Source organism: Nocardia sp. NPDC003183, from assembly GCF_053590715.1.
On the sequence record NZ_JBSFTG010000004.1, the window covers coordinates 222,738 to 238,958 of the forward strand.

15 protein-coding genes are annotated in these 16,221 nt (G+C 67.4%); 9 read left to right on the forward strand and 6 right to left on the reverse strand.

The annotated features are described in order from the left end of the window. The first annotated feature begins 2 nt into the window (after window positions 1-2). The gene (locus ACWDXS_RS16960; RefSeq protein WP_378989293.1) at window positions 3-749 is read left to right on the forward strand and encodes a succinate dehydrogenase/fumarate reductase iron-sulfur subunit; all 747 of its coding nucleotides are present in this window, start codon (window positions 3-5) and stop codon (window positions 747-749) included. 322 nt (window positions 750-1,071) lie between these two features. Here the strand turns inward: ACWDXS_RS16960 and ACWDXS_RS16965 are convergent, their stop codons facing one another. Genes ACWDXS_RS16965 through ACWDXS_RS16975 form a run of 3 tightly spaced genes read right to left on the reverse strand, consistent with a single transcriptional unit; the run spans window position 1,072 to window position 2,389 of the window. Continuing rightward, a complete protein-coding gene (locus tag ACWDXS_RS16965) occupies window positions 1,072-1,281 on the reverse strand; it encodes a DUF397 domain-containing protein (RefSeq protein ID WP_378634801.1) in 210 nt (69 codons plus the stop codon). Then, window positions 1,278-1,478, reverse strand: coding sequence for a DUF397 domain-containing protein (locus ACWDXS_RS16970; RefSeq protein WP_378634799.1), 201 nt, complete (start codon window positions 1,476-1,478; stop codon window positions 1,278-1,280). Before ACWDXS_RS16970 ends, ACWDXS_RS16965 begins: the two co-directional genes overlap by 4 nt. Further along, complete coding sequence (locus tag ACWDXS_RS16975) at window positions 1,475-2,389, reverse strand: helix-turn-helix domain-containing protein (RefSeq protein ID WP_378989294.1); 915 nt, start codon at window positions 2,387-2,389, stop codon at window positions 1,475-1,477. The genes ACWDXS_RS16970 and ACWDXS_RS16975 overlap by 4 nt, the downstream gene beginning before the upstream one ends. Window positions 2,390-2,571: 182 nt before the next feature. On the opposite strand from ACWDXS_RS16975, the gene ACWDXS_RS16980 reads away from it, so the two are divergent. Beyond that, window positions 2,572-2,778, forward strand: coding sequence for a hypothetical protein (locus ACWDXS_RS16980; RefSeq protein WP_101465132.1), 207 nt, complete (start codon window positions 2,572-2,574; stop codon window positions 2,776-2,778). On the opposite strand, the gene ACWDXS_RS16985 is transcribed toward ACWDXS_RS16980, so the two are convergent. Then, window positions 2,775-3,722 carry a DNA-3-methyladenine glycosylase family protein gene (locus ACWDXS_RS16985; protein ID WP_449966618.1) on the reverse strand — a complete coding sequence of 316 codons (948 nt, stop codon included), beginning with the start codon at window positions 3,720-3,722 and terminating at the stop codon, window positions 2,775-2,777. The genes ACWDXS_RS16980 and ACWDXS_RS16985 overlap by 4 nt on opposite strands. A 27-nt stretch (window positions 3,723-3,749) precedes the next feature. Further along, window positions 3,750-6,563 (reverse strand): FAD-binding and (Fe-S)-binding domain-containing protein, encoded by a 2,814-nt coding sequence (locus ACWDXS_RS16990; protein WP_449966621.1) that lies wholly within the window; start codon window positions 6,561-6,563, stop codon window positions 3,750-3,752. Between the two features lie 159 nt (window positions 6,564-6,722). Between ACWDXS_RS16990 and ACWDXS_RS16995 the strand changes: the two genes are divergently transcribed. Continuing rightward, window positions 6,723-8,606 carry an ABC transporter ATP-binding protein gene (locus ACWDXS_RS16995; RefSeq protein WP_449966624.1) on the forward strand — a complete coding sequence of 628 codons (1,884 nt, stop codon included), beginning with the start codon at window positions 6,723-6,725 and terminating at the stop codon, window positions 8,604-8,606. Between the two features lie 45 nt (window positions 8,607-8,651). On the opposite strand, the gene ACWDXS_RS17000 is transcribed toward ACWDXS_RS16995, so the two are convergent. Then, window positions 8,652-9,365, reverse strand: coding sequence for a GntR family transcriptional regulator (locus tag ACWDXS_RS17000; RefSeq protein WP_449966626.1), 714 nt, complete (start codon window positions 9,363-9,365; stop codon window positions 8,652-8,654). Between the two features lie 287 nt (window positions 9,366-9,652). On the opposite strand from ACWDXS_RS17000, the gene ACWDXS_RS17005 reads away from it, so the two are divergent. Genes ACWDXS_RS17005 through ACWDXS_RS17030 form a run of 6 tightly spaced genes read left to right on the forward strand, consistent with a single transcriptional unit; the run spans window position 9,653 to window position 16,221 of the window. Next, on the forward strand, window positions 9,653-10,573 hold the full coding sequence (locus ACWDXS_RS17005) for an ABC transporter permease (protein WP_378989299.1): 921 nt from the start codon (window positions 9,653-9,655) through the stop codon (window positions 10,571-10,573). Beyond that, on the forward strand, window positions 10,570-11,442 hold the full coding sequence (locus ACWDXS_RS17010; protein ID WP_449966630.1) for an ABC transporter permease: 873 nt from the start codon (window positions 10,570-10,572) through the stop codon (window positions 11,440-11,442). Before ACWDXS_RS17005 ends, ACWDXS_RS17010 begins: the two co-directional genes overlap by 4 nt. After that, complete coding sequence (locus ACWDXS_RS17015; RefSeq protein ID WP_449966633.1) at window positions 11,439-12,437, forward strand: ABC transporter ATP-binding protein; 999 nt, start codon at window positions 11,439-11,441, stop codon at window positions 12,435-12,437. The genes ACWDXS_RS17010 and ACWDXS_RS17015 overlap by 4 nt, the downstream gene beginning before the upstream one ends. Next, window positions 12,434-13,426: an ABC transporter ATP-binding protein gene (locus ACWDXS_RS17020; RefSeq protein WP_449966636.1), complete on the forward strand. Its 993-nt coding sequence runs from the start codon at window positions 12,434-12,436 to the stop codon at window positions 13,424-13,426. Before ACWDXS_RS17015 ends, ACWDXS_RS17020 begins: the two co-directional genes overlap by 4 nt. A gap of 7 nt (window positions 13,427-13,433) precedes the next feature. Further along, window positions 13,434-14,963, forward strand: a complete 1,530-nt coding sequence (locus tag ACWDXS_RS17025) for an ABC transporter substrate-binding protein (RefSeq protein ID WP_449966639.1) — start codon at window positions 13,434-13,436, stop codon at window positions 14,961-14,963. A gap of 4 nt (window positions 14,964-14,967) precedes the next feature. Next, window positions 14,968-16,221: an amidohydrolase family protein gene (locus tag ACWDXS_RS17030; RefSeq protein WP_449966641.1), complete on the forward strand. Its 1,254-nt coding sequence runs from the start codon at window positions 14,968-14,970 to the stop codon at window positions 16,219-16,221.

Consider the following 16,221-nt stretch of genomic DNA (forward strand, 5'->3'; position numbering starts at 1 on the left):
CCATGGGATACGACGCCCGGTTCCGGGTCTGGCGCGGCGACATCGACGGCGGGAGCCTCGAGGACTACACGGTGGCGGTGAACGAGGGCGAAGTGGTGCTCGACATCATCCACCGGCTCCAGGCCACCCAGACCCCCGACCTCGCTGTGCGCTGGAATTGCAAAGCGGGCAAGTGTGGTTCGTGTTCGGCGGAGGTGAACGGGCGCCCGCGCCTGCTGTGCATGACGCGGATGTCGACGTTCACCCCGGACGAGGTCATCACCGTCACCCCGATGCGGACGTTCCCGATCATCAAGGATCTGGTCACCGACGTCTCGTTCAACTACGAGAAGGCAAGGGAGATACCGTCGTTCGCGCCACCGGCCGGTCTCGCTCCGGGCGAGTACCGAATGAAGCAGGTCGACGTCGAGCGCTCACAGGAGTTCCGCAAGTGCATCGAGTGCTTCCTGTGTCAGGACACCTGCCATGTGGTGCGTGATCACGAGGAGAACAAGACCTCCTTCGCGGGTCCGCGTTATCTGATGCGTATCACGGAGTTGGAGATGCACCCGCTCGACACCCGTGACCGACGCGAAATGGCCCAGGAGGAAGCAGGTTTGGGCTATTGCAATATCACCAAGTGCTGCACCGATGTGTGCCCCGAGCACATCAAGATCACCGACAACGCGTTGATTCCCTTGAAAGAACGGGTCGTGGACAGGCGATATGACCCGATTGTCTGGCTCGGCAATAAATTGTTCCGCCGGTAGGAAACTGTTGTCGCTGCGGGGTGCGAAACCCCGCAGCGACGGCTGCCTACAAGACAGCGACAGTCCCTACAGCGACTAATCCGACCAGTAATCCGATGAACAGCGCCGACAGCAAAGAGGCGGTGAGTACGTAGATTCCGATCGCGGATACCGCGAACAGCAGTACCACGATCAGGCGTTCCACACCGTCCTCAGGCGCTAGCCTCCGGTACCGGGGTGGCATTTTCTTCAACCCTCGGTCCATATACCTGGGTTACCCGACCCGACGCCGCACCAAACCTCGACCTATGCCGAAAATCTATCGTTCCGTGATCTACCGTGATCAAGGACGATCGAACTCGCCGTCGTGTACGCCCGCGGTGAAGGCGGTCCATTCACTCGGGGTGAAGATCAGCACGGGGCCGCCGGGATTCTTGCTGTCGCGTAGCGCGACGTACCCGTCTGCCAGCATGGCGACCTCCACGCTGCCGTCGTCGGTGCCCGCGCGCAGCCAGGTGGCACCGGAGGTGTCGATGTCGCGCTTGGTGTTCACGCGAACGCGCCGGTGTCGATGCCGCGGGTGAAGGCGTCCCAGCTCGCGCCGTCGAAGACCAGGGCGGGACCGGCGGGATTCTTGCTGTCGCGCACCCCGACGTGCCCGCCGAACAGGAAAGCAACTTCGACGCAATCCTTGCCCGCACCACTGCGGGTGCTCTTGAACCAGTGTGCGTCGACGAGATCGAAACTCATGCCACATACTCCTTCGCGACCTGCCGCAGCAGGTGTCTACTCGGTTGGATATCCAGCGCATGACGCTGGAGGCATTCGTGAGCCCGGTCGTACCTTCGAACATCCGCGCGTCGTTCCAGGTAGAGGTCACCGGTAAAGCCTTCGGCGTACACCACTGGTGGTTCGACCGGTTGCCCTTTGCTGTCGGTACCGAACTCGAGAACCGTGAAAGGTCCGGTAGAGACTCCGAGTGGAACACCGGCGGCAAACGGCAGGATGCGCAATGCCACATTACTTCGGGTACTCGCGTCGGCGAGGTGTCGCAACTGCGCAGCCATCACCTTTGCATCACCGACGATGCTACGCAATACCGATTCGTGCAGAACCACGTCGATCTCGGCGGGCGAATGCTTGCGGGTGATCAACACCTGCCGTTGCAGCCGCAGTGCGACCCGCCGATCGAGCTCGTCGACCGAATCCTGGGGGAAGCCCAGATGATTCAGCGCGCGAGCGTATTCCGCGGTCTGCAGCAGACCGGGAACCAGCTCGGACTGGTAGGCGCGTAACCGTTGCGCCGATGCCTCCAAACCCACATAGATATCGAAGTTTTCGGGAATCAAGTCGCCGTAGGCGTGCCACCAGCTCTTGACGGCGGCCTGCTGCGCCAGACCGGCGAAGCCTTCGGCGAGATCGTCGGGAATGCCGTAGATCCGGCACAGCTCGTGGATGTCGATGGTGCGAATGCGATCGGCCTGACCCTTTTCCAGTCGCTGGAGGGTGCTGGCTCCCCACTCCATCAGCCGTGCCGCCTCGGCGATGGTGAGCCCGGCCTGGGTGCGCCAATCACGCAGGTAGCGACCGAGTTGGCGGCGCGGCAGAGTCGAGGAGACGCCCGCCTGCCCCGCTGTTCCGTTCGATGCGTTCGCTGCCACAGCCCCACTCCTTCTGTGTCGCATACCCGTCATCCCCGCCATGCCCCGCTGCGGCGGTGGATTCGTCCAGTCTGGGGAATCCTGCACTCCCCGTTGGATGTCGTGCTGGGAATTCGCGGTAAATCCCATCTTTCGCGCGTGTACTCACCGTTAGCCGGGCGTTTGCGTGCTGTGCTGTTTTCATGCAATTGAGCGAAGTGAACATGCGCGTCGCCACAGCACTGCTGAGTTGCTCCATCGATCCGGGCCCGATGGAGCCCGAACAAGCCCACGCCGCAATGCAACTACACCTCGACTGCACAGTCGAAGAGTGCCGGGTGCGCCGACGGGCGCGCAACACCCTCGTCGAAGCGGGCCGCTGCGTGCTGGACGCACGCGCGACACGCTAGTGATGACGATGGTCGGTGATCGGGTCGCGCGGGCCGAACTTCGGTTTGCGCGCCTGCCCGCTGAGCCCCAGCAGTCGCACCGCGCGGTAGCGGTGGGGTTGTAGCGGTCGCAGGTATTCGATCATCGCGTCGTCGTCGATCGGGTGGCCGAGCAGACTCCAGCCGACGACGGCGGCGAGGTGGTAGTCGCCGACCGAGAGGGCATCAGCGTCACCGAACGCGCGTTGCGCGGTCTCGGCCACCGTCCACACCCCGATACCGGGCAGGCTGCGCAGACGTCGCGCGGCCTCGGCCGGGTCGAGCGTGGCGGTGCGTTCGATCGCGTCGGCGACTCTGGCAGCGCGCACGATGGTCTGTGCGCGCTGCGGCCCGACATTGGCCCGGTGGTACTTCCACGACGGGATCAATCGCCAGGTCTCGGCGTCCGGCGCCACCATCAGGCCGGTCGGCGCCGGGCCGGGGGCCTTGGTCCCGAACTCGCGGACCAGGGTGCGCCAGGCGGCGAACGACGACTTCGTGTGCACCTTCTGTTCGAGGATGGCCGGGATGAGCGACTCCATCACCAGGCCGGTCTTCAGCATGCGCAGACCGGGCACCGTGCGGTGGGCTTCGACCAGCTTGGGGTGTGCGGGGGCGAAGTCGTCGAGGTCTTCCTCGAGACAGAGCATGCGGTCGAGGCCGGCCAGGAATTCCTCGGCTCCCGGCCCCCAGGCGCGGGCGGCGGCGCCGTCACGGCCGTCCTGGGTCAGCCGGTAGGTGACCACGCCGGTCGGCATTCGCGAAGCGTGCCAGTGGCTGCCGTCCGGGCCGATGTGGTGGCAGGGATCGCCGCCGCCGCGGCGCAGGGGCGAGACGGTGATGCCGACGTCGAAGGGCCTGCTCGACCGGACGGTCCTGGACAGGCAGGCCGAGGCCAGCTCCGGGTCCAGGGTCTGGTCACGCATTCGACCATTGTGCGCCTGTGATCGGCGTCAACCGGCAGCCGGTGCGCTCGAGCAATCGAGCAGGTACCTGGCCAGATGCACGCCGGGGGTATGGGCGAGTTGGTCGGCCTGGGTGCGGCAGGAGAAGCCGTCGGCCAGGAAGACGGCATGCGGCGGGGCGTTCCTCAGCGCCGGGAGCAGGGCGTTCTCGGCGACCGCGACCGAGATGTCGTAGTGGCCGCGTTGCATGCCGAAGTTGCCGGCCAGACCGCAGCAGCCCGCCAGTTCCCCGACGGTGACGCCCATCGCGGCGAGGATTCGGCGTTCGGCGTCGAAGCCGCCTACCGCGTGCTGGTGGCAGTGCGGCTGGACGATCACGGTGTCGTGCGGTCGACGGGGTGGTTGCCAGCCGGGGTGCTCCAGCAGGAACTCGGCGAGGGTGCGGACCGCGGCGGCGACCTGTTTCGCTCGTGGATCGCCGGGGAGCAGTTCGGGGAGGTCGGCACGCAGGGTGGCGGTGCAGGACGGTTCGAGACCGACGATCAGGCCACCGGCGGCTACGTGGGTGGCCAGTGCGTCCACGGTGGCGCGCAGCCGGGCGCGGGCGCCGTCCAGTTGGCCGGTGCTGATCCAGGTCAGGCCACAGCACACCCGGTCACTGGGGATGCGCACGCGATAGCCGAGTTGTTCGATCAGTTGGGTCGCGGCTGCCGCGTTCTCCGGGTCGAAGGTGTCGGTGAAGGTGTCGATCCACAGCATGACCTCGGTGGCCGAGGTCATGCTGTGGCCTGTGCGGTCGTCGCTGCCCAGCGATCGGCGAAACGACTTCGAGGCGAGTCGCGGCGCTGCTCGCCTCGGGTCGATTCCGGCCAGGCGCATGCCGGCCCGGCGCAGGCGCGGACGGGCCGCGACGGCATTGGCCAGGCGTGGGAAGTGCTGGGCGATGGCGAGCCAGCGCGGGAGCCGGCCGAGCACGTAGTGATCCACCGGCCGTAAGCGTCCGCGGTAGCGCCGATACAGCGCCTCGGATTTGTAAGTGGCCATGTCGACGCCCGCGGGGCAGTCGGCGGCGCAGGCCTTGCACGAGAGGCAGAGATCGAGGGATTGCTCGACTGCCGGTGCACGCCAGTCGAGTTCGCCTCGAACGACTTCCTGGAGAACTCTGGCCCTGGCCCGGGTGGTGTCCTTCTCGTCGGCGGTGGCCAGGTACGAGGGACACATGAAGCCGCCGGAACCGCCGGTGTCCGCGCGGCACTTGCCGATTCCTACACATCTGTGCACAGCTGTGGACAAATCGCCGGAGTCCGCGGACAGGGCGAACCCCCGCGAGGGGACCGGCGCGATCCCGGCTACCCGCAGGTCGGCGTCGACGGGGCTCGGGGCGACGAGGACGCCGGGGTTGAGCAGGTCGCCGGGATCGAACAGGGACTTGAAGCCCGCGAAGGCCGCGCGAGCGGCCGGTGAGTACATCACTTCGAGCAGTTCGGATCTGGCGCGGCCGTCACCGTGTTCGCCCGAGAGCGATCCACCGTGGCGCACAACGAGTTCGGCGGCGTCGAAGAGGAAGGTGCGAAAACGCCGGGGCGCGTCGGTGATCGGGAAGTCGAGGCGCACGTGGATGCAACCGTCGCCGATGTGTCCGTACAGCAGGCCACCCACGTCGTATTCTGCGGTGAGCGTGGCGAATTCGCGCAGGTACGCCCCCAGATTCTCCGGCGGGACAGCGGCGTCCTCCCACCCGGGCCAGGCGGGCTTCCCGTCGGGGGTTCGTCCCGCCAGACCGGCACCATCGGCCCGAATGCGCCAGAGTGCCGCTGTGGCCACCGGATCGGTGACGATCCGGTGATCATCGGCGTGGCTCGCCGCGCACAGCCGCCGGGCCGCGGCCAGCGCCTCGGCCGGGCTCGCCCCCGCGGTTTCGACGAACAGCCAGCCGCGACCTCGTGGCAACTCCGGCACGGCCCCCCGATGCGCGCGGACCACATCGACCAGTCCGGCATCGATGCCTTCGACCGCGATCGGCGCGCAGCTGGTCACCGCGGCGATATCGTCCGCGGCCGAGGCGATGTCGGGATACCCGAGCACCGTGAGCACCGTCGCGGCGGGCACCGGCGTGAGCGCGACCTCCGCTTCCAGGAGTAGTCCACAGGTGCCTTCGGAACCGGCGAACGCCTTCGCCACCGACGAACCGCGTTCCGGTAGCAGGTGTTCCAGCCCGTAGCCGGATGCCTGCCGATCGAACCGTCCCAGCTCGGTGCGCAATATCGCCAGGTTCGTGGTGGTGAACTTCGCCAGGCCGGGCACCGCCGCCAGGTCGGTACCGAGTGTCCGCCGTTCCCCCGTGCCATCGAGAACGCGCAGCTCACGCACCGTATCGGAGGTACGACCCCAGGCCAGCGCATGCGGTCCGCACGCGTTGTTGCCGATCATCCCGCCCAGGGTGCACCGGTCCTGCGTCGACGGGTCGGGCCCGAACCGCAACCCGTGCGGCCGCAGCTGCCGTTGCAGATCCGACAGCACCAGCCCCGGCTGCACGATCGCTGTTCGCGCCTCGAGGTCGACCGCGCGCACGGCGTTCATCTGTCTGCTGAAATCCAGCACGATGCCGGGTCCGATGGCGTTGCCCGCGACCGAGGTGCCCGCGCCGCGAGCGGTGATCGACAGCCCGTTCTCGCGGGCGAAGTTCACGGTGGCGGCGACGTCGTCCTCGCCACGGGGAAACACGACCATGGCGGGCCGGACGCGGTAGTTGGAGGCGTCGGCGGAGTACTCGACGCGTCTGCGCACCGACGCGTCGACCGGGCAGCCGGTCCGCGTGCGCAGTGCGTCGGCCAGCTTTTCCGAGCTCCGGTCGTCGTCCACCCGACCAGCCTATTCCGGTCACCTGGTGGTGATCGGCGGCTGGTTTTCGCTGTGCGCTGAACCCGGTGCGCCCGGAAAGTATTTGCGGTCAACCTTTGTTGAGGTTTTAGTGTCGGTGGGCAGGAGTTCAATGGGCGGGGAGCCTCGAGGAGAGTGGCAGTGAGTATCGAATCAGTGGCCTACAGCCAGATGTACCGGCGCGTGAACGCACCGGAGGAACAGCGCCCGTTCAGCATGGTGACAGCACGGCGGATCCTGCGCTTCGCCGAGCATCACCGGCGCCGGATCGGCGGGTTCCTGCTGCTCAGCGTGGTGGCGGCGGTGCTCGGTGTGGCCACCCCGGTGCTGGCGGGGCGGGTTGTCAACGGGATCGTCGACGGTGCGGCGCCGCGCACCGTGGTGCTGCTCGCGCTCGCCATCGCGGGCCTGGCCGTCCTCGACGCGGCCCTCGGCATCGCCATCCGCTGGCTGTCGGCAAGGATCGGCGAGGGCCTGATCCTCGATCTGCGCACCGCCGTGTTCGATCACGTGCAGAAGATGCCCGTCGCGTTCTTCACCCGGACCCGCACCGGCGCGCTGGTGAGCCGGCTGAACAGCGATGTGATCGGCGCGCAGCGCGCGTTCAGCGACACTCTGTCCGGCGTGATCACCAACCTCGTCACCCTGGTGCTCACGCTCGCCGTGATGCTCAGCATCTCCTGGCAGATCACCCTGCTCGCCCTTGTCCTTCTCCCCGTCTTCGTGATCCCCGCCCGGCGCGCCGGCAACAAACTCGCCGCCATGCAGCGTGAGGCGGCCCAGCTCAATGCCGCCATGAGCACCCAGATGACCGAGCGTTTCTCCGCACCGGGCGCCACGTTGGTGAAGCTGTTCGGCAGGCCGAAGCAGGAATCGTCGGAGTTCGCGGAGCGCGCCACCCGCGTGCGCGACATCGGCGTACGCACCGCGATGCTGCAGACCACCTTCGTCACCTCGCTCACCCTGGTCTCCGCGCTCGCGCTCGCCCTGGTCTACGGCCTCGGCGGCTGGTACGCGCTGACGGGCAGCCTCGACGCGGGCTCGGTCGTCGCGCTTTCGCTGCTGCTCACCCGCCTCTACACCCCGCTCACCGCGCTGGCCAGCGCCCGCCTGGAGATCATGTCCGCGCTGGTGAGTTTCGAGCGTGTCTTCGAGGTGCTCGACCTGAAGCCGCTGATCGAGGACGCCCCGCACGCCACCTCGGTGCCCGACGGCCCGGTCGCGGTGGAACTGGACGCGGTGAACTTCGGTTACCCGTCGGCCGACAAGGTCTCGCTCGCTTCGCTGGAAGATGTCGCGACACTGGACCGCCGTGGCGGTGTCGAGGTGCTGCACGAGGTGTCGCTGCGCGCCGAACCCGGACAGCTCATCGCGCTGGTCGGCTCCTCCGGCGCGGGCAAATCCACTATCGCCCAGCTGGTTTCGCGCCTCTACGACGTCGACTCCGGCGCGGTCCGCCTCAACGGGTCCGACGTGCGCGACCTGACCACCGAATCCATCCAGCGCACCGTCGGCCTGGTCACCCAGGACGGGCACCTCTTCCACGACACCATCCGCGCGAATCTCCTGCTGGCCCGGCCGGAAGCCACCGAAAACGAACTGTGGGACGCCCTCGGTCGCGCCCGGCTCGGCGACCTGGTCGATTCGCTGTCCGACGGTCTGGACACGGTGGTCGGCGAACGCGGTTACCGCCTCTCCGGCGGTGAACGCCAACGCCTCACCATCGCCCGCCTGCTTCTCAAGCAGCCCAGAGTCGTCATCCTCGACGAGGCGACCGCGTCCCTCGACTCCACCTCGGAGGCCGCGGTTCAGGAAGCCCTCACCGAAGCGCTGACCGGCCGCACCGCACTGGTCATCGCCCACCGCCTGTCCACCATCCGCGCCGCCGACCAGATCCTGGTCCTCGAGGATGGCCGCGTCGTCGAGCGTGGCACCCACGCCACCCTCCTCAACGCCGACGGCCGGTACGCCGAGCTCTACCGAACCCAGTTCGCCGACGACCCGGTGGCCCCTGCCACCGTCTGAGCGAAAGGGTCTGTTCAGCCCAGCTCCCCGATCGTGGGGGCTGGGCTAGCGGTCGTCGCCAGGAGCATGGCCATGGTCGGCATGCCGTAGCGCGGTGACGATCGTGAGGGTGGGGGTGCGACCTGCTTCGGTGTGGCTGAGCATGGCGTATTCGGCCAGGCGTTCGTCGCCCGAGGAGATCGCGTCGATGAGGTGCTGGTGTTCGTCGCGCTGTTCCTCGGTGTTGCGTTCGGTGGTGAGGAAGAACAGCCAGGCCATCCGGGCGAGGATGGTGCGCATCAGCTGAGTGAGCAGCGAGTTGCCGGACAGTTCCACGATGGCGCCGTGCAGCTTCGCGTTCGTCTCGGCGATGCGGAGCGGATCACCAGAATCGGTGGCCTCCTGCGCTTCTCGCAACGCGGCCCGCAGGGGCGAGCTGTCGTGCCCCTGCCTGATCCGGGCAGCGGCGAGTCGGGCCGCCAGCGGTTCCAAACCGATGCGGACATCGAAGAGTTCTTCCACCGCGGTGGTATCCCAGGACCGCACGACCGCGCTGCGACGCGGCAGCGCGCTGACGATGCCGTCGAATTCGAGTAATGCCAGGGCTTCTCGCACCGGCAGGCGCGAGGTGCCGAGCATGGCGGCCAGGCGCGCCTCCGGCAGTTTCTCGCCTTCGCGGTACTCCCCCGTGATGATCGCGCGGCGCAGATCGTCGTATATCCGTCGCGTCTGCGAAGTGTCGTCGACGACTTCTACCGGCGGACGTAGGTTTCGGGCCACCCGAACAGTCTACGAAGCCGCGCCGATGGTGACGGCCGGCGATCGCGCAGTCTAGCGGCGGACCTACCGAATTCAATCCGGTAGACCAAATATATCTTTGTCCACCTCAGACCACCTGCAAACCAGCCTGCCCAGCGGGTCGAGCATGGGCCTTGACGAAGGCATTCCTGCCGGTTGGCAGCATCGAAATCATTCACGGACCCGAAACTTTCGGAACACAATGGGGATACACGGGAATCCAATTCTGTATACCGAATTACATTCTCGGCACACAGAGAGGATCAGTGTTGGCCGTCTATCTGATCCGCCGCCTCATCCAGGCGGTGATCACCGTGTTCGCCGTCATCTCGCTGGCGTTCCTGCTCGGCAGATCGACCGGAAGTCCCGTGGCCTCTCTCCTGCCGGAAACGGCGAGCGAGGCCGACATCGCGGCGCTGGAAGCCGAACTCGGCTTCGACAAACCGCCACTGACCCAGTACTTCGACTACGTGACCGGCGTACTGTCCGGCGATTTCGGTGACTCGTACCAGCAGACCGGCACCTCGTCGATGACACTGGTCCTGCAACGCCTGCCCGCTTCGCTCCAACTCGGTGTCGCGGGCTTCGCGATCGGTCTCGCACTCGCCTTCGCCGTGGTGCTCGCCATCCACCTGAGCGGCCGCTGGTCGCTACGCGGGGTAGCGCTCGGTGTCGGCGCGGCGCGACTGGCGGTGCCGGACTTCCTGTTCGGGCTGCTGCTGGTGCTGGTGTTCTCGGTGACGCTGGGCTGGTTGCCCTCGCTCGCCGGTGCCGACCCGCTCGCGATCATCATGCCCGCCCTCACCATCGCCACCGCGCAGTTCGTCGTCTACTCACGGCTGCTGGACAATTCACTGGTCGCCGAGAGCTCCCAGGACTATGTGCGCACCGCGTACGCGCGCGGCGAGCGCAGATCCTCGGTGCTCCTGCGCGATGTGCTGCCGAACGCGCTGCTGCCGGTGCTCACCATCTCCGGAATCACGCTCGGCACGCTGCTCGGTGGGCTGGTGATCGTCGAAAACGTCTTCGCCTGGCCCGGTTTGGGCACGTTGATGCTCGACGCGGTGTTCAACCGGGACTTTCCGGTGGTCCAGTCCGGGCTGGTGGTGATCGCGACCATCTTCGTGATCGTCAACTTCGGGATCGACGTCCTCTACGGCGTCATCGATCCGAGAGCGAGAGTCCGATGATCCGTCCCCGCGATTACGCCACGATCGCGGGCGTCGCCATGATCCTCGCAGTCGTGCTGTTCTCCCTGCTGTATCCCCTCTTCCCCGGTTACGACCCCTACGGGCAGGACCTCGCGGCCGCGTTCTCCGCGCCGTTCACCACCGGGAACTACCCGCTCGGAACCGATTCGCTCGGTCGCGATCTGGCGAGCAGGCTGGCGCTGGCCGGACGGATCACACTCGGGTTGGTCCTGGTGATCGTGCTGGTCAACGCGGTGATCGGCATGACGGTCGGCACCGTGTCGGGCTACTTCCGCGGTGTCACCGACAGCGTGCTGATGGGTGTCGCCGATGTGCAGCTCGCGGTCCCGATGACGCTGGTGATCATGGCGGTGTCGGCGATACGCGGGCCGAGTACCGCGCTGATGGCGACGATCCTCGGCGTCACCTTCTGGGTCGGCTATGCCAGGGTGGCGCGCTCGGTCGCGCTCGGGCTGTCCGGTCGCGATTTCGTGATCGCGCCGAAACTGCTCGGCGCGCGCTCTGGCTGGGTGATGCGCAAGCACGTCGTCGGGCACGTCACGGTCCCTGTGCTGATTCTGGCGACCGCCGATCTCGGCAATGTGCTGATCATGATCTCGTCGTTCGACTATCTCGGCCTCGGCGTGCAACCACCTACTCCCAGTTGGGGATTGATGATCACCGACGGACAGAAGTACCTGCGCCAGGCGCCCTATCTGACGATCGTTCCGGCGGTGGCACTGCTGCTGGTGATCGGCGGAACCCTGTTGGCCAGCCGGCGATTCACCGATGAAGGCCAGGGTTTGCGCCGAGTTCGACGGGCACCACGCGCTCGCCGGGGCGCTCTCGCGAAAGAGGTTGTGGCATGAACCCATTGCTGGAGATCACCGATCTCACCGTCGGCTACGAGATAGCCGCGGGCGACCGTGTGGTGCTCGTCGACGGGGTGAGCCTGCGCCTGGAGGAGGGCGAAGTGCTCTGTCTCGTCGGCGAATCCGGATCGGGCAAGTCGGTGACGATGCTCGCCGCCCTCGGCCTGCTCCCCCCGGCATTGACGATCTTCTCGGGCAGCGTGCGTTTCCGCGGCGACGAACTCGTCGGCGCCGACGACGAAACCCTGCGCCGCCTGCGGGGCGCCGAACTCGGCATGGTCTTCCAGGACCCGATGACCACCCTCAATCCGGTGCGCCGGGTCGGCACGCAGATCGGTCGCGCGCTGGCGGTGCATCAGCGGCTCGACGCGAGGAAACGCAAGCAGCGCGTAGTCGAACTCCTTGCCTCCGTGGGTATCCCACAACCGGCCGAGCGGGCGCGCGCCTATCCCCACCAGTGGTCGGGTGGTATGCGCCAGCGCGCGGTGATCGCCATGGCGATGGCCAACGATCCGGCGGTGCTCATCGCCGACGAGCCGACCACCGCGCTCGACGTGACCATCCAGGCCCAGCTCATGGAGGTGCTGGCACAGGCTCGCGCCCGCAGCGGCGCGGCGATGGTGTTGATCACCCATGATCTCGGGTTGGTCGCCCAGTACGCCGATCGGGTGGCGATCATGTACGCGGGCCGGGTGGTCGAGACCGGCACGGTGTGGCAGATCTTCGACGACGCCGCCCACCCGTACACCCGTGGCCTGCAGGGCAGTCTGCTCGGGCAGGCGGGCGCGGGCCGCGCCTATGCCATCCCCGGCTCGCCGCCGTCACCGACGAAACGTCCGGCCGGGTGCGGGTTCGCCCCGCGTTGCGAGTTCGCGGGCAAGAGCCGCGAATGCGACACAGCCCCACCATTTCTCGTCGCCACCGGCGACCGTCGCGCGCTCGCTTGCCCGCCCGCGCTCGCCGCCCCTCTCCGAGAGGACATTTCGGCATGACCGTGATCGATACCGCAGAGGAAGTGATCCGGGTCGACGGCCTCGAGGTGAGCTTCACCAGCAGGCGCGGTCTCACCGGCAAGCGCAGACTGCGAGCCCTCGACGGCGTGAGCTTCGGGGTCGTACGCGGTGAAACCTTCGGCTTGGTCGGCGAATCCGGTGGCGGGAAGTCCACGCTTGTCCGCACGATCTTCGGCATCAACACCCCGACCGCGGGTTCGGTGCGCATCCTCGGCCACGACCTGGCCGCCCTGCGACCGGCCGCGCGCAGGGCGCTGCGCAACCGGGTGCAGCTGGTGTTCCAGGACCCGTACTCCTCCCTCGACCCGCGAATGAGCGCGCACGACATCATCGCCGAACCGCTCCGGATCGCGGGCGGCTACTCCCGCGCCCGCGTGCTCGGACTGCTCGACCAGGTCGGGCTCGGACCGGACGCGCTCGACCGGCGCCCGGCCGAGTTCTCCGGCGGACAGCGGCAACGGCTCGGGATCGCCAGGGCGCTCGCGCCGAGGCCGGAGGTGCTGGTGCTCGACGAACCGGTGTCCGCGCTCGACGCCTCGGTACAGGCCCAGGTGATCAACCTGCTCCAAGACCTGCAAGAACAGCTCGGCCTGTCGTATCTGTTCATCGCCCACGATCTCTCGGTCGTGCGGCACCTGTCGGACCGGGTCGCGGTGATGCATCTGGGCAAGCTCGTCGAGATCGGCGCCACCGAGGACGTGTTCACCAGTCCCCGGCATCCGTACACGCGCGCGCTGATCGCCTCGGCTCCCGTTCCCGACCCCCATCAACGCCGCCGCGACGCCTCGACGCTGATCCGCGGCGAACTCCCCGATGCCGCGAATCCACCGAGCGGCTGCACCTTCCGCACCCGCTGCCCGTCGGCGACCGGCGAATGCGCCACGCGCATACCGGAACTCGAGCCGCTCGGGCCCGCCGGGCATGTCGCGGCGTGCCTGCATCCACTTCCCCGCTCCACGAAAGATTAGGAAACCCATGAGACCGATCACCCGCAGTGTGGCTACCGGACTCGCGATCCTCGCGTTCTCCACCGTCACCCTGAGTGCCTGCGCACCCGCGGGCACCGACACCGCGTCGACGAAGACCCTCGTGGTCGGCGCGGTCACCGAACCGACGGACGTGCCGGACCCGATCAGCGACGGTTCGCTGGCAGGCTACAACTACTACTTCGCGACCTTCGACCAGCTCGCCCGATTCGACGCGGAAGGCGTGATCGGCCCGAAGCTCGCGACCTCGTGGGAGCACAACACCGATTTCACCCGGTGGACGTTCACGATTCGCGAGGACGCGAAGTTCCACAACGGCGAACCGGTGAATGCCTCCGATGTCGCGTTCACCTACAACCAGATCAAGGCGACACCCAACGGCGATCCGGCCACCTATATGGAGATGTTCACCTCCGCCGCCGCCGGTCCCGGCAATACCGTGGTGTTCAGCCTCAACGCCCCCTTCTCCGCGTGGCCGACCATCACCACCGGCGTCTCGATCGTGCCCGAAAGTGTTTACACCAAGCTCGGTTCCGCGGGATTCGCGGCCGCACCGGTCGGCTCGGGGCCGTTCGTGTTCGACCACTACACGCGCGGCGTCGAATACGTCGTCAAGCGCAATCCGAACTACTGGGGCGACAAGGCCGCACTGGAGACCGTGACCTTCAAGACGGTGGCCGACGCCGACGCCCGACTCAACGGTGTTCAGTCCGGCAGTCTCGATGTGGCCTTGATCGCGCCCAATCAGGTCGCCGCCGTGGATGGTTCGAAGAGTGTGCACATCGAGTCGCGGGTCTCCAACGGCGTCACCTTCCTCGGCATGAACGCCACGGCGGGTCCGCTGGCCGACCAGCGGGTACGCGAGGCGATCGCACTGTCGATCGACCGGGACGCCATCGTCAAGAGTCTGCTCGCGGGCCGCGCGACGGTCGACAGCCAACTGGTCGCCAAGAACGTCGGCGGCTACGACCCGAAATATCTTGCGCCGGTGCGTGATACGGCCAGGGCCAAGCAGCTGCTGGCCGCGGCGGGTTACAACGGCACGCCGATCCCCTTCCAGTACGCGACGAACGGACGCATCCCGCTGAGCTCCGAGATCGCCCAGTCGATCCAGGCGAACCTTGCCGAAGTCGGCATCACCATCACCCTGCACGGCACCGACCAGAGCAGCCATTCCCAGATGATCTACACGAAGAAGGCCGCCACCGGCATCTACCTCAACACCTACGCGCCGTCCACCATGGACGGCGACGCCCCGATCGCCTCGATGTTCGGCGGGCAGTGGAACGACTACGCGATGCTGCCGGAAACCCAGGCCCTGGTCGCCAAGACGCGGACCGTCGCCGGACAGGCCAGGATCGATGTCTACCGAGATCTGTTCACCCTCAACGATTCCAAGGCGCTGCTGCTCGGCCTCTACACCCCCGATGCCAGCTACGCGGTGGACCCGGCGCTGAACTGGAAGCCGCGGGCGGACGGGATGATCACCGTCGACGCCGCGACCTTCGGCAAGGACTGAGCGCGTGGGTGATTCGCTGTTGATCACCGATGTTCGCCCCTGGGGCGGCCCGCCGGTGGACCTGCTGATCGAGAACGGCACGGTGGCCGCGGTATCCGCGGCCACCGGTCCGCCGGTGCCCGCCGGCGAACTCGTCGACGGCGCGGGCCGGTTGATCCTGCCCGCACTGTCGGATGTGCACCTGCATCTCGACTCGAGCAGGCTCGGGCTGCCGTTCCGTGCCCAGACCGGGATGCCGGGACGGTGGGGCCGGATCATGAACGATCGCGAGCACTGGCGGTCGGCGGAACGTTCCGTGGCCGAACGTGCCTCGTTCACCCTCGCGGTGGCAGTGGCCAACGGGGCCACCAGGATTCGCAGTCACGCCCAGGTGGACGCCGATTCCGGGCTCACCAAGCTCGAAGGCGAACTCGCGGCGCGGGAACGCTACGACGACGTGTGCGACGTGGAGATCGTGGCGTTCCCGCAGGTCGGAATCCTGCTCGAGCCCGGCGTCGTCGACCTCATGGACGCGGCACTGTCGGCCGGGGCCGACCTGGTCGGCGGGATGGATCCGTGCGAACTCGACCGCGATCCGGTGCGACATCTCGACGCGGTGTTCGGGCTGGCCGACAAGCATCAGGTCGGCGTCGACATCCACCTGCACGAAGCGGGTGAGCTGGGGCTGTTCACCCTGTCGCTGATCATCGAACGGGTGCGGGCGCTCGGGATGACCGGTCTGGCGACCATCTCCCATGCCCGGTGCCTGGCCGGTGGGCTGCCCGCTGTGCCTGCGGCGATCGAGCAGCTGGCGGAGCTCGACATCGCCCTCACCCACGCGGCGGGCGCGCAGGGTTGGGCGTTGCCGTTGCTCGATCTGGCCGCGGCCGGTGTGCGCGTCGGGGTCGGGATGGACGGTCAGCGGGACTACTGGTCACCCTACGGCAACGGCGACATGCTCGACCGCGCTTGGCAACTCGCGTTCGTCAACGGGTTCGGATCCGACGAGCACGTGGAACACGCTCTCGCCGTCGCCAGTTGGGGTGGTGCGAGCGTGCTCGACCGCAGTCTGCGCCCGCTCGGCCGGAGCGAGCCGCATCCAGGTTTCGAGGTCGGTGATCCGGCCGAGTTCTTCCTCGTCGACGCGGCCAGCCCGACTTCTGCCGTGATGGATCGCCCGGCCGAGCGCACTGTAATCCATCGGGGCAGTGTCGTTTCCGTCGATACGGCACTGGAGGGATTCGAGATTCCCGGTCGTTGGGGCAGGGGGAGGAGCTGA